This is a genomic window from Micromonospora marincola (assembly GCF_056150385.1).
Genome location: NZ_JAXCFT010000005.1, coordinates 13,157 through 34,491 on the forward strand (window position 1 = coordinate 13,157; position 21,335 = coordinate 34,491).

18 protein-coding genes are annotated in these 21,335 nt (G+C 73.6%); 8 read left to right on the forward strand and 10 right to left on the reverse strand.

All coding sequences use genetic code 11. The annotated features are described in order from the left end of the window. Positions 1 to 107 precede the first annotated feature (107 nt). From SM450_RS13555 to SM450_RS13570, 4 genes are all read left to right on the forward strand, one after another. Positions 108 to 902 (forward strand): MBL fold metallo-hydrolase, encoded by a 795-nt coding sequence (locus tag SM450_RS13555; protein WP_474620090.1) that lies wholly within the window; start codon positions 108 to 110, stop codon positions 900 to 902. Beyond that, positions 899 to 4,477 (forward strand): adenylate/guanylate cyclase domain-containing protein, encoded by a 3,579-nt coding sequence (locus tag SM450_RS13560; RefSeq protein ID WP_474620091.1) that lies wholly within the window; start codon positions 899 to 901, stop codon positions 4,475 to 4,477. Before SM450_RS13555 ends, SM450_RS13560 begins: the two co-directional genes overlap by 4 nt. Before the next feature lie 101 nt (positions 4,478 to 4,578). Continuing rightward, positions 4,579 to 5,037: a hypothetical protein gene (locus SM450_RS13565; protein WP_474620092.1), complete on the forward strand. Its 459-nt coding sequence runs from the start codon at positions 4,579 to 4,581 to the stop codon at positions 5,035 to 5,037. 30 nt (positions 5,038 to 5,067) lie between these two features. Continuing rightward, positions 5,068 to 6,540, forward strand: coding sequence for a serine/threonine-protein kinase (locus SM450_RS13570; RefSeq protein WP_474620093.1), 1,473 nt, complete (start codon positions 5,068 to 5,070; stop codon positions 6,538 to 6,540). Here SM450_RS13570 and SM450_RS13575 read toward each other — a convergent pair. Then, a complete protein-coding gene (locus SM450_RS13575) occupies positions 6,527 to 6,931 on the reverse strand; it encodes a hypothetical protein (protein ID WP_474620094.1) in 405 nt (134 codons plus the stop codon). The two genes, SM450_RS13570 and SM450_RS13575, sit on opposite strands and share 14 nt — an antisense overlap. A gap of 236 nt (positions 6,932 to 7,167) precedes the next feature. Here SM450_RS13575 and SM450_RS13580 point away from each other — a divergent pair, with 236 nt between their 5' ends. Together SM450_RS13580 and SM450_RS13585 are read left to right on the forward strand one after the other, a co-directional pair. Then, positions 7,168 to 8,943 (forward strand): alpha/beta hydrolase, encoded by a 1,776-nt coding sequence (locus tag SM450_RS13580; RefSeq protein ID WP_474620095.1) that lies wholly within the window; start codon positions 7,168 to 7,170, stop codon positions 8,941 to 8,943. 106 nt (positions 8,944 to 9,049) lie between these two features. Beyond that, the gene (locus SM450_RS13585) at positions 9,050 to 10,282 is read left to right on the forward strand and encodes a GH25 family lysozyme (RefSeq protein ID WP_474620096.1); all 1,233 of its coding nucleotides are present in this window, start codon (positions 9,050 to 9,052) and stop codon (positions 10,280 to 10,282) included. A gap of 62 nt (positions 10,283 to 10,344) precedes the next feature. On the opposite strand, the gene SM450_RS13590 is transcribed toward SM450_RS13585, so the two are convergent. Beyond that, complete coding sequence (locus SM450_RS13590; RefSeq protein WP_474620097.1) at positions 10,345 to 10,629, reverse strand: hypothetical protein; 285 nt, start codon at positions 10,627 to 10,629, stop codon at positions 10,345 to 10,347. Positions 10,630 to 10,660: 31 nt separating this feature from the next. Then, positions 10,661 to 10,831 (reverse strand): hypothetical protein, encoded by a 171-nt coding sequence (locus SM450_RS13595; protein ID WP_474620098.1) that lies wholly within the window; start codon positions 10,829 to 10,831, stop codon positions 10,661 to 10,663. Between the two features lie 227 nt (positions 10,832 to 11,058). Here SM450_RS13595 and SM450_RS13600 point away from each other — a divergent pair, with 227 nt between their 5' ends. Together SM450_RS13600 and SM450_RS13605 are read left to right on the forward strand one after the other, a co-directional pair. Beyond that, positions 11,059 to 11,913, forward strand: a complete 855-nt coding sequence (locus SM450_RS13600; RefSeq protein WP_474620099.1) for a helix-turn-helix domain-containing protein — start codon at positions 11,059 to 11,061, stop codon at positions 11,911 to 11,913. Beyond that, positions 11,910 to 12,095, forward strand: a complete 186-nt coding sequence (locus SM450_RS13605; RefSeq protein WP_474620100.1) for a DUF397 domain-containing protein — start codon at positions 11,910 to 11,912, stop codon at positions 12,093 to 12,095. Before SM450_RS13600 ends, SM450_RS13605 begins: the two co-directional genes overlap by 4 nt. A gap of 94 nt (positions 12,096 to 12,189) precedes the next feature. Here the strand turns inward: SM450_RS13605 and SM450_RS13610 are convergent, their stop codons facing one another. Genes SM450_RS13610 through SM450_RS13640 form a run of 7 tightly spaced genes read right to left on the reverse strand, consistent with a single transcriptional unit; the run spans position 12,190 to position 21,331 of the window. Further along, positions 12,190 to 12,876: a hypothetical protein gene (locus tag SM450_RS13610; RefSeq protein WP_474620101.1), complete on the reverse strand. Its 687-nt coding sequence runs from the start codon at positions 12,874 to 12,876 to the stop codon at positions 12,190 to 12,192. Between the two features lie 51 nt (positions 12,877 to 12,927). Continuing rightward, positions 12,928 to 14,091 (reverse strand): acyl-CoA dehydrogenase family protein, encoded by a 1,164-nt coding sequence (locus SM450_RS13615; RefSeq protein ID WP_474620102.1) that lies wholly within the window; start codon positions 14,089 to 14,091, stop codon positions 12,928 to 12,930. Next, a complete protein-coding gene (locus SM450_RS13620) occupies positions 14,088 to 16,109 on the reverse strand; it encodes an acetyl/propionyl/methylcrotonyl-CoA carboxylase subunit alpha (protein ID WP_474620103.1) in 2,022 nt (673 codons plus the stop codon). The genes SM450_RS13615 and SM450_RS13620 overlap by 4 nt, the downstream gene beginning before the upstream one ends. 11 nt (positions 16,110 to 16,120) lie before the next feature. Further along, positions 16,121 to 17,725: an acyl-CoA carboxylase subunit beta gene (locus SM450_RS13625; protein ID WP_474620104.1), complete on the reverse strand. Its 1,605-nt coding sequence runs from the start codon at positions 17,723 to 17,725 to the stop codon at positions 16,121 to 16,123. Continuing rightward, positions 17,722 to 18,861, reverse strand: coding sequence for an acyl-CoA dehydrogenase family protein (locus SM450_RS13630; RefSeq protein WP_474620105.1), 1,140 nt, complete (start codon positions 18,859 to 18,861; stop codon positions 17,722 to 17,724). The genes SM450_RS13625 and SM450_RS13630 overlap by 4 nt, the downstream gene beginning before the upstream one ends. After that, positions 18,858 to 20,540, reverse strand: coding sequence for an acyclic terpene utilization AtuA family protein (locus tag SM450_RS13635; RefSeq protein ID WP_474620106.1), 1,683 nt, complete (start codon positions 20,538 to 20,540; stop codon positions 18,858 to 18,860). Before SM450_RS13635 ends, SM450_RS13630 begins: the two co-directional genes overlap by 4 nt. Then, positions 20,537 to 21,331: a TIGR03084 family metal-binding protein gene (locus SM450_RS13640; protein WP_474620107.1), complete on the reverse strand. Its 795-nt coding sequence runs from the start codon at positions 21,329 to 21,331 to the stop codon at positions 20,537 to 20,539. The genes SM450_RS13635 and SM450_RS13640 overlap by 4 nt, the downstream gene beginning before the upstream one ends. Positions 21,332 to 21,335 lie beyond the last annotated feature (4 nt).

The window sequence follows — 21,335 nt, forward strand, 5'->3', positions numbered from 1 at the left end:
GACATCTTGCGGGTCCGCCCCCGGGCACAAGCCTCAGACGAGGACAAACCCGGGGCCGGGCCGGCAAGATCGCGGTGGATGGCCGGCGGGGTCGTACGATCGCTGCCATGGGTGGGCGTGTGACGGGGGCCGCAGGGGCGCTGGCGGATGGGTTGCCGCCGTGGGTGACGCTGCTCCGCGCCCCCAACCCGGGGCCGATGACGCTCGACGGGACGAACACCTGGGTGCTGCGGCCCGCCCCCGACGCGCCGGCCGTGGTGGTCGATCCCGGGCCGGCCGACGAGGGCCACCTGGCCGCCATCGCGGCGCACGGGCCGATCGGGCTCGTGCTGATCACGCACGGGCACCCGGACCACACCGAGGGCGCGCCCCGGCTGAGCGAGCTGCTCGGCGGCGTGCCGGTGCTCGCCGCCGACCCGGCCCACACCATCGGTGGGGAGCCGCTGACCGCCGCCACCCTGCCCGACCCGGGTCTCGGCATCCGGCTGCTGCCCACCCCCGGGCACACCGCCGACTCGGTCTGCCTCCTGGTCGAGCACGACGACCAGCCGGCGGTGCTGACCGGCGACACCATCCTCGGCCGGGGCACCACAGTGGTCGCGCACCCCGACGGGCACCTCGGTGACTACCTGTCGAGCCTGGAACTGCTGTCGGCGTACCGGGGGATTCCGGCGCTGCCGGGGCACGGCCCGGCGCTCGCCGACTGCGGCGCGGCGGCCGACTCCTACCTGGCCCACCGGCGGGCCCGGCTCGACCAGGTGCGCGCCGCCGTGGCCGCCGGCGCGACCACCGCGGCCGAGGTGGTCGCCGTGGTCTACGCCGACGTGGACCGGTCGCTGTGGTGGGCCGCCGAGTGGTCGGTCCGCGCCCAGCTCGAACACCTCGGGGTGGAACAGCCGTGACCTGCCCGGTGTGCGGGACCGTCGCCGTGCCCGGCGCGAAGTTCTGCCACAACTGCGGCGCGGCGCTGCCGGCCGCCGCCACGCTGCCGGCCGCCGAGCGCCGGGTGGTCACCGTGCTCTTCGGTGACCTCTCCGAGTTCACCTCCTGGTCGGAGGACCTGGACCCGGAACGGGTCGGCGCGGTCACCGACCGGGTGCTTGCCGCCCTGGCCGGCGCGGTCAAGACGTTCGGCGGGCACGTCGACAAGCTCACCGGCGACGGGATCATGGCGGTCTTCGGCGCGCCTGTCGCGCACGAGGACGACGCCGAGCGGGCCGTCCGGGCGGCGCTGTCCATGCAGCGGGCCGTCCGCCGGGTGCTCGACGACGAGCGGGGCGGCGGCGCGCCGCTGGGCCTGCGGGTCGGGCTCAACACCGGGGACGTGATCGCCGGCATCCAGGCCGCGATCGAATACACGGTCATCGGCGACACGGTGAACACCGCCGCGCGGCTCGCCGACGCCGCCGCGGTCGGCGCGATCTACGCCGGGGCACGCACCTCCGCCGCGACCCGGCACGTCGCCTCCTGGCGGGCGCTGCGCCCGCTGCGGCTCAAGGGCAAGCGCGAGCCGGTCGAGGCGTACGAGCTGCTGGGTCTGCTGGACGCCCCGGGCACCCGGTCCGGTCTCGGTGACGAGGCGCCCTACGTGGGCCGGGAGACCGAGATCGGTCGGGTCGCCGGCCGGCTCGCCGAGGTGATCGACCGGGGCGAGCCGCGGGTGCTGCTGATGACCGCCGAGGCGGGCATCGGCAAGTCCCGGTTCGCCGCCGAGGTGGAACGCCTCGCCGCCGGCTACGACGTCGGCACCGGCCGGTACGCGGCGCACACCGGCGCCCGGGTGCTCTCGGTCCGCTGCGCCGCGTTCGGCGAGCGACGCCGGCTGGCGCCCCTGGCCGACCTGGTCCGCGCCGCGGTCGGCCTGCCCAGCGACGCGGCGACAGCGGTCACCCGGCCGGCCGTCGAGGAGCGGCTGCGCCGGCTCGGCCAGCGTCTCGCCCGGCTCCCCGGCGACCCGCCGCAGATCGCCGTGGACCAGCTTCTGGCCCTGCTCGGGTACGCCGAACTCCCGCCCGCCGCGGACAGCGTCGAGTGGAACGCCGCCGCCCCGCCCACGGACGCCGAGGCGGTGCCGAACGCGGTCGCCGACCTGCTCAACGCGCTCGCCGGCGAGGCGCCCATGGTGATCGTGGTGGACGACCTGCACGACGCCACCGCCGAGACGGTCAAGGCGCTCGCGCTGGCCCTCAACCGGCTGGCCGGGCCGGTGCTGGTGCTGCTGCTCGGCCGCCCCGAACTGGTGCGGACCGCGGGCGTGCTGACCCGGCTCGCGGACGCCGAGGTGCACGCGCTGCCGCCGTTGCGCGGCGCGGACGCGGCGCGGCTGCTCACCAGCTACCTGGGCGGCGGTCGGCTGCCCCAGCCCGACACGGACCGGCTGCTCGCCACCGCCCAGGGCAATCCGTTCTACCTGGCCGAACTGGTCACGCTGCTGATGGAGCGTGGTGCGCTGACCGCCGGCGCGGGGCGCGGCGCGGACGTGGCCTGGCGACTGACCCCCGGCTCGCTCGGCAGCCGGCTGCTCTCCCGGGACCTGGCCGCCGTCCTCGCGGCGCGCATCGACGCGCTGCCGCCGGACGCCCGCTCGGTGCTGCGCGACGCCGCGGTCGTCGGCGACACCGCGGTCGCCGGCGCGCTTGAGGCGCTGCGGGAGCAGCGGGCCGGGCGGGACGGGCGGCCCGCCGCGGTGGCCGAGATCGAGTGGGACCGGGCCGTCGAGGAACTGCTGCAACGCCGGATGCTGCACCGCACCCGCACCGGGTTCGCCTTCGCCACCCCGCTGATGCGGGAGGCCGCGTACGCCGGGGTGAGCAAGGCCGAGTTGGCCGAGCGGCACGCCGCACTGGCCCGCTGGGCCGCGCCGGAGAGCGCGGCCCCGGCCGGCGTCCCGGCGGGCGGGTTCACCGAGGCGGCCCGGGACGACTTCGTCGCCGCGCACGTCGAGCGGGCGAACGCGCTCGCCGACGCGGTCAAGCTCCGCCCGGACGCGCCGGCCCGGGCGGTCGCCCCGCTTGGCGTGGCCGCGCTGGGCCGGGCCGCCCGCCGGTCGCTGCGCGTCGGGGAGCCGGCGCTTGCCGTCGAGTACGCCGAGCGCGCGGCCGACCTGGCCCGGGGCGGGTTGCCCCCGGCCGACCGGGTGGTGCACGCCCGGGCGTTGCTCCAGATCGGCCGCCCGGCAGACGCGCTCGCCTCGGCCGAGAAGATCGCCGCGAACGCCGGCGAACCGGACACCCGGGCCGCCGCGCTGCTGCTTGCCGGTCAGGCGCAGCAGACCCTTGGCGATGTCGAGCGGGCCGACGCCAGCTACACCGAGGCGTTGCAGGTGGCCACCGACGCCGGCCTGCCGACCCTGCGGGCCTCGGCGATGCGCCGGCTCGGCATGGCCGACTTCGTCGCCGGCCGGCTGGGGCAGGCGAGCAGCCGACTGGCCGCCTCCTACCAGGTCAGCCTCGCCGCGAAGGACCCGCGCGGGCAGGCCTGGTCGTTGCAGAACCTGGCCTGGGTGACCACCACCCGGGGCGACTTCGCCGGCACCGACGCGGTGCTCGGCCGGGCCGCCCGGCTCTTCGCCGAGCTTAAGGACCCGTACGGGCGGGCCTGGCTGCGCGGCACCACCGCGTTCGCCCGGCTGCTCGCCGGTCGGCTGCGGGAGGCGTGCCGGCTGGCGAACGTGTTCCTGCCGTTCGGGGAGCGGGTCGGCGAGGCGTGGGCGGTGGGCACGCTGCGGGCGGTCGAGGCGTACGCCACGGCCGAGCTGGGCGACCTGGCCGAGGCGGACCGCGCGGCCCGGCGCGCGTACCGGGAGTTCGCGGCGGTGGGAGACGACTGGGGGCAGGGCTTCGCGCTCGTGGTGCGCGGCGTGGTGGCGCGCGGCCTGGGCGAGCCGGAGCACGCCGCCGACCTGTTCGGCGACGCGCTCGAGTTCGCCGACCGCACGACCCATCCGCTGCTCACCGGGATGGCCGGCACGCTGCGCGGCTTCGTCGCGCTGGACATGGGCGACTGCGAGACCGCCGAACGGGAGGCCCGGTCGGTGCTGACAAGCGTGGAGCCGCACAACCCGCAGGCGCCGGCCCAGGTCGCGCCGCGGGTGCTGCTCGCCATGGCCCGGGTCGCGGCAGGTGACCCGGGCACCGCGGTGGGGCTGCTCGCCCCGGTGGCCACCGGGGCGGCGAACGCGCCGTCGTTGCTGTTCTCCCGGCGGCAGACGATGGCCAGGTACGCGAGCGCGCTGCTCGCCCACGGCCAGCGGGAGCAGGCGCTGGACTGGGCGCGGCGGGCGGTTGCCGCCCCGGCCGAGGACGTCCGCAGTCAGGTGGTGGCGCGGATGGTCCTGGCCGAGGCGCTGGCGGCCGACGGGCGTGCGGTGGAGGCGACGGCGAGCGCCGAGGAGGCGGTACGCCTGGCGTACGCCACCGAGCAGCGCAGTGAGCGGGCCGTGGCCGACGCGCTGCGGGCCCGCCTCGCCGCCGGCTGACGACAATCGCGGTTCTGCCGGTTCCGGGGATGTGCTCGTCGGTGCGGCCGGTTAGTTTGGGGCGGCGGTGCGCGTGCGCGATCGCCGCTGGGGGAGGAACGATGAGGCTGCCGCGCTCCGGCGCCGGCTGGACGATCGCGGTGTTCGGGCTCCTCGCGTTGCTTCTCGGCGCGCTGGGTCTGATCTGGCCGGAGACGCAGCTACGCCTGCTCGGCTTCGAGGTGCCGGCCGAACGTGGCCCGGGCGACTACACCGGGACGTTCCTCACCGCGTCCTCGATGGCCTCGTTCAACATGGGCGTCTACTACCTGCTCGCGGTCGCCACCGAGTGGCGGCCGTTCTACCGCTTCACGGTCTGGTTCCGACTTGTCACGTTCACCGTGTTCACCATCGCGGTGCTCTCCGACGTGGCGCCGGACCGGTTCTTCGGGGTGGCCGCGTGGGAGGGGCTGGGCGCGCTCGCGACCGCCGCCGGCCTGTGGTGGGACGCCCGTCGATCGGTGCGACCGGCCGGCTCGGCCGGGTCCGTCCCGGTGCCGGCGTCCGACGCGGCGCGCTGACCGACCGGGACCGTTGGGTATTTTCGAGCCGTGACCGAGACTCCGCCCGGCGCCCTGCGGCTGCCCATCGTGCCCGGCCTGACCGATCTGGAGGTGTTCGCCCGGGGCGGTTACGCCACCGTCTACCGGGCCACCCAGATCTCGGTCGGGCGTGAGGTCGCCGTCAAGGTCGAGAACCGGACGCTCGACAGCGAGCGCGACCAGGCCCGCTTCCTGCGTGAGGCCCGCGCGGCCGGTCGGATGTCGTCGCACCCGCACGTGGTGGACCTCTTCGACGTCGGGGTCACCGTCGACCAGCACCCCTACCTGATCATGGAACTCTGCGACGGCTCGTACGCGGAGCGGATGCGCACCTCGCCGCTGGGCCCGCTGGAGACCCGCGACCTCGGCGTGAAGATCGCCGACGCGCTTGTCCACTCGCACGCGGCAGGCGTGCTGCACCGCGACGTCAAGCCGGCCAACATCCTGCACTCCGAGTTCAACTCGGCGGTGCTCGCCGACTTCGGCCTGGCGGTGCTGGCCGAGGTGCGCGACGCCTCGGTCACGCTCGAGGTGCTCACCCCGGCGTACGCGCCGCCGGAGATGTTCAGCCACAGTCCACCGAGCCCGGCCGTCGACGTCTACGCGCTCTGCGCCACGCTCTACGCGGTGATGCACGGCCGCCCGCCGCGCTGGCAGTCCGAACGCAACCCGAGCCTGGTCACCGTGCTGGAGATGTTCCAGCAACCGATCCCCGGCCTGCCCGGGGTGCCCGACGAGTTGATCGACGTGCTCCGCCTGGGCATGTCGAACGATCCGGGCGAGCGCCCCTCCGCCGTCGAACTGCGCGGCATGCTCGCCGCGCTTCCGCTCGACCCCGGCGCACCGAGCGGCGGCGTGCCCGGCGGTGGCCCGTACGGCCGCCCCGGCGGGCCGAGCCCGCGACCGCCGGTCGAGGACGAGCATCCGACCGTGCCGACGCGGAGCTGGCGCTGGCCGAGGCGCTGGTTCCTCGGCGGGGCCGGCGTGCTCGCGCTCGCGGCCTCGGCCGGCGCGGGCGCCTGGCTGGGCGGCGGACCACAGTCGGCGGTGTCACCGACGCCGGTGACCACAGGCGTGGCCGGGGCGGCTCCGTCGCCCGGGTGCGCGTCCGCCGACGTCCGGCTCCCGGCCGGCGCGCGCTGCGCGCCCGAGTTGGAGTGCTACGGCCCGGTGCGGTTGCGCCGCGACCGGGCCGAGGCGAGCCGGGTGCCGTGCGACGGCCAGCATACCTGGGAGACGTACGCCGCGGGTGACCTGCCGGTCGGGCTCGCCGGGGCGGCGCACCACGCGGTCGCCGCCGACCCGGCCGTCCGCAAGGTGTGCAACGTCGGCACGTTCCGGGCGGTCAGCGGCGTCGAACCGGCGAGTGGGTGGAACCTGGAGGTGCTGCCGCCGCCCGCCGCCGAGCCCGACCGCACCTATCGCTGCCTGGCCGGCCAGGGCGTGAACGCGCTCGCCGGCCCCACCCTCACCGGTCGCTGAGCCCGTTCCCGGCCCGCTGCTGCTGCCGCACCGACCTCGGGTCGAGCGTCTCCAGCGTGTCCGCGTCGACCGGGTGGGCGGCCGGGGTCCGCAGGTTCCGCACCGCACGCGGGTCGATCGCCTCGAGCGTGTCGGCGTCCACTCCGTACCCGTATCCGGGGTCGGGGCGCGGCCAGGTCTCGGCCGGCGGAGGCTCACCGACGCCGCCGGACTGCCGGACCGCGGTGATCGTCACCCCGGCGATCATGCCGAGCACGACGCAGGTCAGGGCCAGGACGACCGACAGGATGCCCGGTGGTCGCCACACCACAAGTGTCGCCAGCGCCGCCACCGCTGCCAGGGACGCCACGACGGCCTTCACCCGCGCATCGGACTTCGGGTACGAACTCACCCGACAAGCATGGCCCAGCGGGTCGACCTGTCAACCGCTGGCCCGAGACGGTTTCCCGTCACCTGGTGTTCCATATCGGATCCCGAAAAGTGTCGATCGAGAAAATATCGTTACATCCCTTGGCCTTTTGCCGCGTCGGCCCACGCCCGGGGCACACAGTGTGTAGCTGCCACTCCACAGAGTGACTGAGGTCGAGAACTCCTCGACTGAACTGTTCCCCATCGGAAGGCAGCCAGATGCCACGTGCAGTCCGGTCCCTCGCCGCCACCGGGATCGCCGGAATTCTCCTCGCCGGACCGGCCGCCGCACCCGCCGCGGCGACCCCGCAGCCGCCGCCGTACGACCGCACAAGCGCGGTCGAGGCGCGCCGGGTGGACCGCGTGCCGACGCCCAAGCTCGACTGGTACACCTGCTACGAGTACGCCCAGTGCGCCACCGTCCGGCTGCCGTTGGACTACGACCACCCGAAGGGCGCCACCACCGAGATCGCGCTGCTCCGGGTCCGGGCCCGCGACCAGCAGCACCGGATCGGCAGCCTCTTCGTCAACCCGGGCGGCCCGGGCGGTTCCGGCACCGACCTCGCGCTCGCCGCGCCCTACTTCCTCGGCGACGACCTGCTCGACCGCTTCGACGTCGTAGGCGTCGACCCACGCGGCGTGGCGGCCAGCGACAACATCAAGTGCTTCCGTTCGGTGAAGGACCAGACCCGGGCGTACGCCGGGCTGAACGTCTTCTTCCCGTGGACGAAGGCCGAGGAGAAGGCGTACGTCGCCGCCTCGAAGACCGTCGGCAGGGCGTGCTCGACCACCGGCAGGCCGCTCACCGGCGCGGCCTCCACCGCCGAGGTGGCCCGCGACATGGAGGTGCTGCGTCGGGCCGTCGGCGACCGGAAGCTCAGCTACCTGGGCTTCAGCTACGGCACCGCGCTGGGCCAGTACTACGCCAACATGTACCCGGACCGGTTCCGCGCGCTCGTCGTCGACGGCGTGCTCGACCCGAACGCCTGGGTCGGCCAGGGCCAGGCCCGCAAGCAGGTCCAGGAGACCCGGCTGCGCAGCGCCGACGGCGCCTACCGGGCGCTGCGCGAAATCCTCGTCAGGTGCGGCAGAGCCGGCGCCGGGCGGTGCAGGCTGGCGTCGGGCGGCGACCCGGTCGCCGGGTACGACACCGTGGCGAAGCGGCTGCGCGTGAAACCGGCAGTGATCGACGACCCGGACTACGGCTCGTTCACCGTCAGCTACGCCGACTTCGTCGGCGCCACGCTCAGCTCGCTCTACGACCCGTACGGCTGGGAAGACCTCGTGGAGCTGACCGCCGAGCTGCTGACCGCCACCGACCCGGCCGCGCGCCGGGCCGCCGCCGCGACCGCCCGCCGGGCGCTCGCCGCCCGCGCCGCGCAGGCCCGGCGGCAGCGGGGGTACGACTTCCCGTACCAGAACGGGCAGGAGACGTACCTGACCGTGGAGTGCACCGACGCGTACCACCCGAAGAGCGCGGACGCCTGGCCGGCGCTGGCGGCCCGGGAGGACCGGCGCGCGCCGTACTTCGGGCGGGCCTGGGCCTGGGGCACCTCCGCCTGCGCCCGCAACACCTGGACGGTACGCGACGAGGACGCCTGGACCGGACCGTTCAACCGCACCACCGCCGCCCCGGTGCTTGTGGTCGGCAACTACTGGGACCCGGCGACCAACTATCAGGGGGCGGTCGGCTCGGCCGCGCTGCTGCCGAACAGCCGGCTGTTGAGCAGCGACAGCTGGGGACACACCGCGTACGGCACCTCGACGTGCGTGACCAGCCGGATCGACGCGTACCTGCGCACCGGTGAGCTGCCGGCCCGGGACACGCTCTGTGTCGGCGACTCGCAGCCGTTCCAGGACGACTCGACGGCGAAGCGGGTGGACGCGTCCAAGAGCGAGCTGGCCCGCGCCGGCGTACCCCGCCGGGGCGAGCCGAAGCGGCTCCCGCCGGTGGCCGGCCCACGGCCCGCGGTGGGCACGCTCACCGTCCGCTGAGGACCCCCGGGGTACGACGGGTGATCGGGCACCCGCCGTACCCCGGGCCCACGACGGCGTTCACGGGGCAACGCGCGGCCACTGTCGCGGATTAGAGTCAGGCCCCATGTCACGACGATGGATCTCGACGTTGGCCGCCGCCGGGCTGGTGCTCGGCGCGGCGCTTGGCGCCGCCGCGCCCGCCGGTGCGGCCGGCACCACCTCCGACGGCGACGGCCGGGCGAACGCCGGCGCCAAGCCGGGCGCACGTGTCAGTTCCGTCGCGGCGAAAGCCGCCGTCCCGGCCGGCTACACCATCCAGGGCGTGGACGTCGCCAGCCACGACCACAACCTGGGCCCGATCGACTGGCCGGCGCTGGCCGCCCAGGGCTACAAGTTCGCCTACGTCAAGGCGACCGAGGGGGAGACCTACCTCAACCCCTACTTCGCCGAGGACTACGCCGCCGCGAAGGCCGCCGGGCTGCTCGTCGGCGCCTACCACTTCACCCGGCCGGACGGTCGCAACCCGATCGTCGAGGCCAACTTCTTCGCCGACAACGCGCGGTTCGCCAAGGACGCCCAGACGCTCGTGCCGATGATCGACGTCGAGTGGCCGTACTGGAACGGCGCACCCACCTGCTACGGCCTGACCCCCGCCGAGACGTCGGCCTGGCTCCGCGCCTTCACCGACCAGCTCCAGACTCGCTTCGGCCGGCCGGTGATGATCTACACGAACGCCAACTACTGGAACCCGTGCACCGGTAACGACGCCTCCTTCGGCAACCACCCGCTCGACATCGCCGGCTACACCGCCACCCGGCCGCCGCTGCCGGCCGGCTGGTCGACGGAGACCATCTGGCAGTACGCCCCGGGTGACGCCAGCAAGCCGGCGAACTACAGCCAGAACGTGTTCAACGGGGACTACCCGACGCTCACCCAGCTCACCGGCGCGCCGGTGGCCGCCGCGCCGGTGGCGTTCCGCGCCCGGGCGAACAACAAGATCGTGTCGGCGGACAGCGCCGGCAACAAGCCGCTCATCGCCAACCGCGACAGCGTGGGCGCGTGGGAGCAGTTCGACCTGGTCGACGCGGGCGGCGGCCTGGTCGCGCTGCGGGCCCGGGTGAACGGCAAGTACGTGTCGGCGGACAGCGCCGGCAACAAGCCGCTGATCGCCAACCGCGCCAGCATCGGCGCGTGGGAGACGTTCACCATCGTCGACAACACGGACGGCACCGTCAGCCTGCGGGCGACTGTCAACGGCGGGTACGTGTCGGCGGACAGCGCGGGCAACAAGCCGCTTATCGCCAACCGCACCACCATCGGCGCGTGGGAGAGGTTCGACAAGCTCCCCATCGCCTGAGTTCGCGCTACACCGCCGCTCCGCCGCCCGCGTCCTGGGTGGCGGAGCGGCGCGCTTTCCGGCTACGCCCTCGATCTTGGTACGACTGCGCCCCCGGAGGGGCGGATCGGTACCAAGATCTGGAGGGTGCGACTCGTCGCGGGGCGGAGTGCGGCTCTGCGGACGAAGATGGAACGGCGGGCGGTCGCGTCGCCGCGTTCGTCGACCTGGTAGCCGTCCAACCAGACCCATCCGTCGTAGGTGGTCCAGTCGAGTTCACGGATCAGCCGGAAGAAGATCGGCCGGACGAACTGCGGGCTGGCGGCGCGCGTCACGTGGAGCAGATCACCGGCCCTCACGCAGGCCACGCCCACGGCGGCAGGACCGGATCGGGCGCGGTCACCAGTGTCCCCGGTTGACCAGGACGCGCTGCTTGACCCGACACGGCAGCGGCGATCCGCACGAGCACATCCGCCTGGCCCGGCGCAGCGACCACACCGGACGGTGCTTGCGCGCCAACTCCTCGGCCAGCGCGAGCACGTATTCCGCGTAGCTGATGTGCCTGGTCATCCGCCCTCCTCAGGTGAGGGGCGCGGTGGCCGGGCCACGCACGGTCATCCGACCACCACACCCAGGGTCATCGTTCGCTCACCGGGCAAGATGTGCAATATTACATCTCGGATGAAACGCCTGAGCGCATTTCGCATCGATGTATTCGATTGCTCGGCGTGGCCGACAGGTGTTACATATCGAGCGGAGCTTTCGCCCGGTGTGTAGTCGCGGAGGAGGAACGATCAGTGACGACGGATGCCGGTTCGACAGTCCCGAGGCGACAACTCGGGCGGTACCTGCGGAAGCTCCGCGAGGAAGCGCGCATGACGGTCAAGGCGGCAGCCGACGCGCTTGAGTGGTCCACTCCGAAGATCTGGCGCATCGAGACCGGCGCGACGTCGATGCGCTCGCTCGACGTGGAGGCGATGTGCAAGATTTACCGAGCGTCACCGGAGCTGACCGAGGCGCTGATGGGTCTCGCCAAGGAGACGAAGGGGCGCGGCTGGTGGCACTCCTACGGTGACGCCATCCCCGAGTGGTTCGAGCTGTACGTCGGACTGGAAGCCGCCGCCGCTCGCCTCCGCACCTACGAGGCGCAACTCGTCCCCGGCCTGTTGCAGACCGAGTCATACGCCACCCGCGTCCTGGAAACAGCCCGACCGGACATGGGTCAGGGAGAGATCGAACGCCGCGTGGCCGTGCGCCTCGGTCGTCAGGCGCTGCTCACCCGAGTCGCACCGCGTGCGCCCCAGTTCGACGTCCTACTCGACGAGGCGGTTCTGCGGCGAGAGGTGGATCGGGAACAGCTCCAACGTCTGGTCACTGTCGGCAGGCAGCCCAATATCGCGCTCCGACTGATCCCCTTGGCTGCCGGCCTGCACCGAGGCAACATGACCAGCGGTACATTCACCATCCTCGACTTCGAGGGCGGAGCGGAGCCGTCACTTGTCTACTCCGACAGCCTCACCGGCGCGCTCTATCTCGACAAGCCAGGCGAGGTGGCCACCTACGGGGAGGCGTGGGCCGCCATGGAGAAGCTGGCGCTCACCGAAGCGCAGTCCCGCAAACTCATCGCATCGATCGCGGAGGACCAGGCATGACCAGCCTCATCTGGAAGAAGAGCACGCGCAGCAACGAAGGAAACTGCGTCGAGGTTGCCACCCCGCCCCAGTTCGTCATGGTCCGCGACAGCAAGGACCGCCAGGGCCCGACGCTGTCCTTCACGTCCCCCAGGTGGACCGGCTTCGTCCAGGGCCTCAAATCGGGCACCTTCGACGTCTGAAGCGTCCTCCGCATAGATCTTGGAAGCGGAGGGCCCCCCGAGGGGCCGTTTGCTTCCAAGATCTGCGCCGAGCCTGCGCCGAGCCTGCGTCGGGTCAGCGCGTCTTGCGGAGCAGGTCGGCCAAGTCGGCTGCCTCGACCAACTCGTCGCCGAGGCGGGTTCCCGCGTGGGCCACCGCGGCTGCCCACAGCAGGTCCGTCGGGGTGTCGGAGGCCCACCAACGCTCCATCTCGCCTCTCGCCGGCTCATCCGGCGCCGACCATTGCACGATGCCCGCGAGGTGGCGGAGGGGCGCCTCGCCCGTCAGCTCCGCGAAGTCCGCCAGGTACGGGCCGAGGTCCAACCTCAGCTCGGCCACCGCGTTCAGCAGGTCCTCCATCGGGTACGTGGACGGCCAAGACGTCAGTGTCCACCGCCACCAGGCGCGGAAGAAGTCCCCGACCGCGTCCCGTTCGGCCGGCGTCCAGCCCGCCCAGTATCGGGCGATCCGGCGGGCCAGCGTGTCCGGCCAGGAGTGGTCGACCATCTCGCCGCCTGCGTAGGCGGTCAGCAGCCGGGGCGCCAGGTGCGGCAGCTCGCTCCCGTCACCCCAGGTGCCCGGGTTGGACAGGTAGCTGCCGAGTTGGTCCGGCGTCAGCGCGCGCAGCGGCGTACGCCGGAACCGGTCGACGTCCGCCGGGTCCACGCAGTGGTCGCACGCCGCCATGTCGGACGGCATCGGGTGCCCGGCGAGCACGGCGTACAGCCGCTCACCCGCCCGCTCCACCGCATCCGCCCACACCCCGACAGTCTCCCCACCTCTCGTGACGGGTGTCGACCGGATAATCGCCGGTTAGTAGGACTTGTCCTGGCTGAGTACGTGTTGGGCGACGAAGTTGAGGATCATCTCGCGGCTGACCGGGGCGATCCGGCCGGCCCGCACCGCGCCGAGCAGCGTCGCCACCCCGTACTCGGTGGTCATGCCGGCCCCGCCGAGCGCCTGGACGGCGGTGTCCACGGCGAGCGCGGCGGCCTCGCCGGCCGCGTGCTTGGCCATGTTGCCGGCGACGCCGGCCTCCAGGTCGCGGCCGGCGTCGTAGAGCGTGGCCGCCTTGTGGATCATCAGGCGGGCCAGCTCGACCTGCACGGCCGCGTGCGCGAGCGGGTGCGCGACGCCCTGGTGGGAGCCGATCGACCGGCCGCCCCAGACCTTGCGGGTGGCGGTGTAGTCGGATGCCTTCTCGATGGCGTAGCGGCCGGTGCCGGCGCCCATCGCGGCCACCGTGATGCGCTCCGGGTTGAGGCCGGCGAACAGCGCCGGCAGGCCGGACTCAAGCGACTCGCCGACGAGCGCGTCGGCGGGCAGCCGGACGTCGTCCAGGTAGAGCAGGAACTGGTTCTCCGGGGACAGGATCTCCATGTCCAGCTTCGACTTTTCCAGCCCCGGCGCGTCGGTCGGCACGATGAACAACGCCGGCTTCAGCTTCCCGGAGGAGGCGTCCTCGGTCCGGGCCACCACAAGCACGTGACCGGCTTCGTCGACGCCGGAGATGTAGACCTTGCGGCCGGTGAGCAGCCAGTCGTCGCCGTCGCGGCGGGCCACCGTGCCGAGCCGGTGGAAGTTCGAGCCGGCGTCCGGTTCGGTGATCGCGAAGACGATCTTCTGGGAGCCGTCGGCGAGGCCGGGCAGGTGCCGTTTGCGCTGCTCCTCCGTACCGTGCTTGTTGATCACGGTGGCGGCGATGGCGGGGGAGACCACGAGCAGCAGCAGCGGGCAGCCCGCCGCGGCCAGCTCCTCGCAGACAAGCGCCAGCTCGGTGATGCCGCCGCCACCACCGCCGTACTCGGTGGGGATGTTGACGCCGAGGTAGCCGAGCCGGCCGGCCTCGTGCCACAGCTCGGTGGTGTGCTCCCCGGCCTTGGCTTTCGACACGAAGTAGGAGTGGCCGTACCTGCGTCCCAGCGCCCGGACGGCGTCGCGGAGCTGGTCCTGCTCGTCGGTGAGGTCGAAGTTCACTGCGGGTCCTCCTCGGGGTCGACCACGGCCAGCACGGCGCCCGTCTCCACCTGGCCGCCGGGCGGCACCGGCAGCTCCGCCACCACGCCGGCGGCCGGGGCGAGCACCTGATGTTCGAGCTTCATCGCTTCCAGCGTCAGCAGCAGGTCACCGGCGGCGACCCGCTGGCCGACCTCGACGTGCACCCGGGTCACCGCGCCTGGTAGCGGCGCGAGCAGCGAACCGGCCGCCAGGGCCACGGTGGGCAGGGGCAGCCGCGGAAGCTCGGTGAGGCTCGCCGCCCCGTCCGGGCCGTCCACGAAGACCGACGACCCCACCCGGTGTACGCGGAACGCGCGCCGCACCCCGTCGACGTCGAGCACCACCCGGTCCGGGGTGGCGCTCACCAGCTCCACCCGCGGCTGCGGTTCACTGCGCTCGCCGGCTCCGGTGTTAATAGGGGCCCCTTCCTCTACCGAATCCGTTAAAAGGGGCCCCCGCCTTTCCCACTCGGCGAGCGCGCCGGTGCGGGAGAGGCGGTAGCGGATCTCGATGGCGGTGAAGCGGGTGAGCTGGGGGACGGATGGGACGTTGCGCCAACCCGACGGCAGGCCGGCGAGCACCGGTGCGGCGGCCCGGCGCGCCACCGCACCGGCAAGCGCCGCCGCCAGCGCGGCCACCGGGAGCTGGTCCGGCGGCAGCAGCGGGGCGAAGACCTCCGGATGCCGGTCCAGGAAACCGGTGTCCACGTCGGCGGCGGTGAACTCCGGGCTGCGCAGCACGCGTACCAACAGGTCCCGGTTGGTGGCCACGCCGTGCAGCTCGGCCCGGGCCAGCGCGCCGGCCAGGGCGCGGGCCGCCTCGGTGCGGGTGGGCGCCCAGGCGACAAGCTTCGCGAGCATCGAGTCGTAGTGCACGCTCACCGTCGAGCCGTCCACCACGCCGGAGTCCAGGCGCAGCCCGCGCGCCGGCCCGAACTCGGCGACTACCCCGGGGATCGCGAACCGGTGCATGGTGCCGGTGGCCGGGCGGAAGCCCTCGGCCGGTTCCTCGGCGCAGAGCCGCACCTCGATCGCGTGCCCCTCGGCGGGCGGCGTGGCAGTGACCGGCAACGGCTCGCCCTCGGCCACGAGCAGTTGCAGCCGGACCAGGTCCAGCCCGGTGGTCAGCTCGGTGACCGGGTGTTCCACCTGGAGGCGGGTGTTCATCTCCAGGAAGTGCACCTGCCCGTCCGGCGCCAGCAGGAACTCCACAGTCCCCGCGCCCACGTAGTCGACCGCCCGGCCGGCCGCCACCGCCGCCTCGTGCAGCCGTTCGCGCACCCCGTCGGGCAGCACCCCCGGCGCCTCCTCGACGATCTTCTGGTGCCGGCGCTGGATCGAGCAGTCGCGTACCCCGAGCGCCACCACCGTGCCGTGGGTGTCGCCGAAGATCTGCACCTCGACGTGTCGGCCGCGCTCGACGTACCGCTCGATGAAGACCGTGCCGTCGCCGAACGCCGACGCCGCCTCGCGGCGCGCCCCCGCGACGGCCTCGGCCAGCCCGGCGGCGTCGCGGACGATCCGCATGCCCCGCCCGCCGCCGCCGGCGGCGGCCTTGACCAGCACCGGGAAGTCGGTGACCTGGTCGGGATCGGTCCAGGTGGGAAGCATCGGCACGCCCGCGTCGGCGAGCAGCGCCTTGGCGGCCATCTTGTCGCCCATCGCGGCGATGGCCTTGGGCGACGGACCCACCCAGGTCAGGCCGGCGTCGGTCACCGCGGCGGCGAACTCGGCGTTCTCGGCGAGGAAGCCGTAACCCGGGTGGACGGCGTCCGCACCGGCCCGCCGGGCCGCGTCCAGGATCGCCTCGATCCGCAGGTACGTCTCGGCCGGCGTGTTCCCCGGGAGTCGGACCGCCTGGTCGGCCTCGGCGACGAACGGCGCGTCGGCGTCCGCGTCGGAGTGCACGGCCACGGTCGCCACGCCGAGCGCCCGGCAGGTGGCGAAGACCCGGCGGGCGATCTCCCCCCGGTTCGCCACGAGAAGGGTGTTGATCAAGGCTCTCCCCCTCACATCCGGAAGACGCCGAAACCGTCGGCGCCCCTCACCGGTCCGTTGTGGATCGCCGACAGGCAGAGCCCGAGGACGGTACGGGTGTCGCGGGGGTCGATCACCCCGTCGTCGTAGAGCCGGCCGGAGAGGAACAGCGCCCCGGACTGCGACTCGATCTGCTGCTCGACCATCATCCGCATGGCCGCGTCGGAGTCCTCGTCGTAGTCCCGTCCCCGGGCGGCGGCGGCCTGCCGGGCCACGATCGACAGCACGCCTGCCAACTGCGCCGGCCCCATCACCGCCGACTTCGCGTTCGGCCAGGTGAACAGGAACCTCGGCTCGTACGCCCGGCCGCACATGCCGTAGTTGCCGGCGCCGTAGGAGGCGCCCAGGTTGACGGTCAGGTGCGGAACCGTCGAGTTCGACACCGCGTTGATCATCAGGGCGCCGTGCTTGATGATGCCGCGCTGCTCGTACTCGGTGCCGACCATGTAGCCGGTGGTGTTCTGGAGGAAGACGAGCGGGGTGTCGGCCGCGTTGGCGAGCTGGATGAACTGGGTCGCCTTCTGGGCCTCCTCGCTGAACAACACGCCCCGGGCGTTCGCGAGCACGCCGACCGGCCAGCCGTGCAGCTCGCCCCAGCCGGTCACAAGCGCGGTGCCGTAGCCGGGCTTGAACTCGTCGAACGCGCTGTCGTCGAGCACCCGGGCCAGCACCTCGCGCGGGTCGAACGGCACCTTCAGGTCGGCGCTGGCGAGACCGAGCAGCTCCTCCGGGTCGTACCGGGGTGGGCGGGGGGACGGATTGCGCGGCGGCGGGCCGGCCTTGCGCCAGTTGAGCCGGCGTACGCACTGCCGGGCCAGCCGGATCCCGTCCCGCTCGTCCTCGGCCAGGAAGTCGGCCAGGCCGGACGTGGTGGCGTGCATGCGCGCCCCGCCGAGCGACTCGTCGTCGGTGACCTCGCCGGTGGCCATCTTCACAAGCGGCGGCCCGGCCAGGTAGACCTGCGACCGGTCCCGGATCATGATGGTGAAGTCCGACATGCCGGGTACGTACGCGCCGCCGGCGGTGGCGTTGCCGAAGACCACGCTCACCGTGGGGATCTTCGCCTTGGAGAGCCGGGTCAGGTCGCGGAACACCCGCCCGCCGGGAATGAAGATCTCCGCCTGGCTGGGCAGGTCCGCGCCGGCCGACTCGACCAGGTTCACCATCAGCAGCCGGTTCGCGAGCGCGATCTCACCCGCCCGCCGGGTCTTCGCCAGCGACCACGGGTTGACCGCGCCGCCGCGTACCGTCGGGTCGTTCGCCACGATCAGGCACTCCACGCCCTCGACCACGCCGATGCCGGTCACGGTGCTGGCGCCCACCGGGAAGTCCGTGCCGTACGCGGCCACCGGCGACAGCTCCAGGAACGGGCTGTCCGGGTCGAGCAGCAACTCGATCCGCTCCCGGGGGAGCAGCTTGCCGCGCCCGTGGTGCCGGGTCACGTACTTCTCCCCGCCGCCGGCCCGCGCCTGGTCGAGCGCTGCCTCCAGCTCGGCGAGGCGTTCCCGCAGCGCCTCCCGGTTGGCCGTGAACGCAGGCGCGGACGGGTCGATCGTGCTCTGGAGAACGGTGCTCACAGGCCCATGCCCTTCGCGATGATCTCGTTCATGATCTCGGTGGTGCCGCCGCCGATGCCGAGGATGCGGGCGTCCCGGTAGTGCCGCTCCACCTCGGCGTCGCGCAGGTAGCCGAAACCGCCGTGCAGTTGCAGCGCGGCGTCGACCACGTGGTCGCAGGCGGCCACCGCCATGTTCTTCGCCATCGCCACCTCGGTCACCACCGGCTGCCCCGCGGCGACGCGCTCCGCGACCTCGTGCACGTACGCGCGCGCCGCCTCGGCGCGGGTGTGCATCTCGGCCAGCCGGTGCCGGACGAGCTGCCGGCCGGCGAGCAGGCGGCCGAACGTGGAGCGGTCCCGGCACCACCGCACCGCCAGGTCGACGCAGCGCTGCGCGGTCGCGTACGCCTGCGTGGCGAGCGAGAGCCGCTCGGTGGCGAACTGCTGCATGATGGCCAGGAAAGCGGTGTCCTCCGGCCCGACCCGGTTCGTCACCGGCACCCGGACGTCGACGAAGGACAGCTCGGCGGTGTCCGAGCAGTGCCAGCCCAGCTTCTCCAACCGCCGGCCCACGGTGAACCCGGGCGTGCCCTTGTCGATCACCAGCAGGCTCAGCGAGCCCGACCCGGGGAAGTCGGTGCAGACCGCGGTGGTCACGAAGTCCGCCCGGACACCGCTTGTGATGTAGGTCTTCGACCCGTTCACCACGTAGTGGTCGCCGTCGGGTACCGCGCAGGTGCGGATCGCCGCCACGTCCGAGCCGCCGTCCGGTTCGGTGATCGCCAGCGCACCGATCATGGTCCCGGCCAGCGTCGGCCGGACGTACCTCTCGATGAGCTGCTCGTCCCTGGCGGCCACGATGTGCGGCAGTGCGATGCCGTGCGTGAACAGCGCCGCGATCAGCCCGGACGAGCCACCCGAGCGGATGATCTCCTCGGTGACCACGATCGAGTCGAGCAGGTCTCCTCCGCTGCCGCCGACCGACTCGGGGAAGCCGACGCCCAGCAGCCCGATCTTCGCGGCCGTCTCGTGCAGCGAGCGGGGCACCTCGCCGGCCCGCTCCCAGCCGTCCAGGTGGGGCAGCACCTCCCGGGTGACGAAGGCGCGGGTCAGCTCGCGGAGCTGGCGACGTTCGGGGGTGTCCACGAGGGTCATGCCGGCACCTCCGCCGGCAGGTCGACGACCCGGGCGCGGAGCAGCTCGCCGAGCGCCTTGGCCTGCGGATCGAACCGGGTGGACGCGGCCACGCCCGGCCCCAGCAGCCCTCGGATCACGAAGTTGACCGCGCGCAGGTTCGGCAGCTCGTAGCGCTCCACGGCCAGCGGGGCGGTCTCCGGCAGCAGGTCCACCAGCCGCTCCACGGTGAGCCAGCCGCGCAGCCAGGCCCAGGTGGCGTCCGTGCGGGCCCACACGCCGAGGTTGGCATCCCCGGCCTTGTCGCCGGAGCGCGCGCCCACCACCTCCCCCAACGCTCCCCGCCGGGTGCGGGGTAAGGAAGGGGCCCCGCTTAACGCATTCGGTATATGCGGGGGCCCCGCCAATCGCTTTGTCGTGGGTGGGGTCGGCGGCGGGATCGGCACGCGCTCGCCGGAAGGGAGCACCGCCACGTGCTCCACCGCGTCCTGCGGGACGGTGTCGGCGGTGAACACGCCGTACGGCGTCGCGTCGCCGGGCAACGTGGTCAACGTGCAGCCCGGGTAGGAGGCGAGCGCCAACTCCACCGCGGCGGCCGAGAACGCCCGCCCGGCCCGCGCCTTGTCGCCGTCCCGCAGGTGTACGTGCAGCAGCGCGCTCGCCGCCTCGGTGTCGGCGGCGTCCGGGTGGTCGGTGCGGGCCAGCGTGAACTCCAGCCCGTCCTTGCCGACCGCCTCCTCCACCTGGCCCCGGACCAGGGCCGCCTTGGCCGGGATGTCCAGCCCGCACAGCACGAACGTCATCGAGTTACGGAAGCCGCCCAGGTTGTTGACGCCCACCTTCAGCGTGTCCGGCGGCGGCGTGCCGCGCACCCCGGAGACCCGGACCCGGTCCGGGCCCTCCTGCTCCAGGCGCACCGTGTCCAGCCGGGTCACCACGTCCGGCCCGAGATAGTCCGGCCCGCCCACCTCGTACAGCAGTTGGGCGGTGACCGTCTCGACGGTGACCGCGCCGCCGGTGCCCGGGTGCTTGGTGAGCACCGACGACCCGTCCGGGCGCAGCTCGGCGATCGGGAAGCCGGGCCGGTGCCCGCCGTCCGGCAGCTCGGTGAAGAAGCTGAAGTTGCCGCCGGTGACCTGCGCCCCGCACTCGATCAGGTGCCCGGCGACGGTCGCGCCGGCAAGCGCGTCGAGGTCGTCGCGGGTCCAGCCGAAGCGGGCGATCGCCGGCCCCACCGTCAGGGACGCGTCGGTGACCCGCCCGGTGACCACCACGTCCGCGCCCGCGTCGAGGCAGGCCGCGATCCCGAACGCGCCCAGGTAGGCGTTCGCGGTGAGCGCGTCCGGCCGGGAGAGCGCGTCGCCTTCCACGTACCCGACCCGCACGTCGAGGCCGAGCCGCGCGGCGAGCGACCGGACCGCGTCGGCCAGGCCGGCCGGGTTGAGGCCGCCGGCGTTCGTGACAAGGGTGACCCCGCGCTCCAGCGCGGTGCCGAGCACGCCCTCCAGTTGCCGCAGGAACGTCTTCGCGTAGCCGAGCGACGTGTCGCGCATCCGGTCCCGGCCGAGGATCAGCGTGGTCAACTCGGCCAGGTAGTCGCCGGTCAGCACGTCCAGCTCGCCGCCGTCGAGCATTTCCCGCCAGGCGGCGAACCGGTCGCCGTAGAAGCCGGAGGCGTTGCCGACCCGCAGCACGCTCATTGGTGCGCCCCGCTCGCCGGCTTCCGCTTGTCGCCGGGCGGCCCGGCGAACGCCTGGGCCACGTCCAGCCACTCGTCGGCGACCGGCCCGGTCGCGGCCAGGGCCAGGTCGGCGCGATGTCGCCGCTGCGTCACGAGCAGGCAGAAGTCGAGCGCCGGCCCGGTCACCCGGTCGGCGGCGTCCGCCGGCCCGAAGCCCCAGACCTCACCACCCGCGGGCGCGGCCAGCTCGACCCGCACCGGCGCCGCGGGCACCGGGCGGCCGTGCGCCGCGAAGCCGTGCCCGAGGGTACGGAAGCCGAGGTGCGCGACGTGCCGCAGGCGCCCGGTCGGGGTACGCCGGAAGTCGAGCGCGTCGGCCACGTCCTCGCCGTGCGCCCAGGTCTCCATGAGCCGGGCGGTGGCCATCGAGGCGGGCGACATGCTCGTGCCGTACCAGGGCATCTTCTGCCCGGGCGGGACGGCGGCGAGCGCGCCGGCGAGCGCGGACCGGCCGGCCCGCCAGCGGTTCAGCAGCGCGGCCGGCGGGGCGAGGAACGCCTCGGCGCCGTCCTCGACCAGGCGGGACAGGTCGGGCGCGGCGGTGACGGAGGCGAAGAACGCCGGCTCGTCGGTGGCGGCCAGGTGGGCCACGTGATCGGTCCAGGCCAGGTGCGCGATCTGGTGCGCGACGGTCCAGCCCGGTGCCGGTGTCGGGCGCTCCCATCCGTCCGCCGGTAGCTCCGCGACGAGCGCGTCGAGCTGCTCGGACTCCGCGTGCAGGTCCGCGAGCAGTGCGGTCAGGTCGACCATGGCG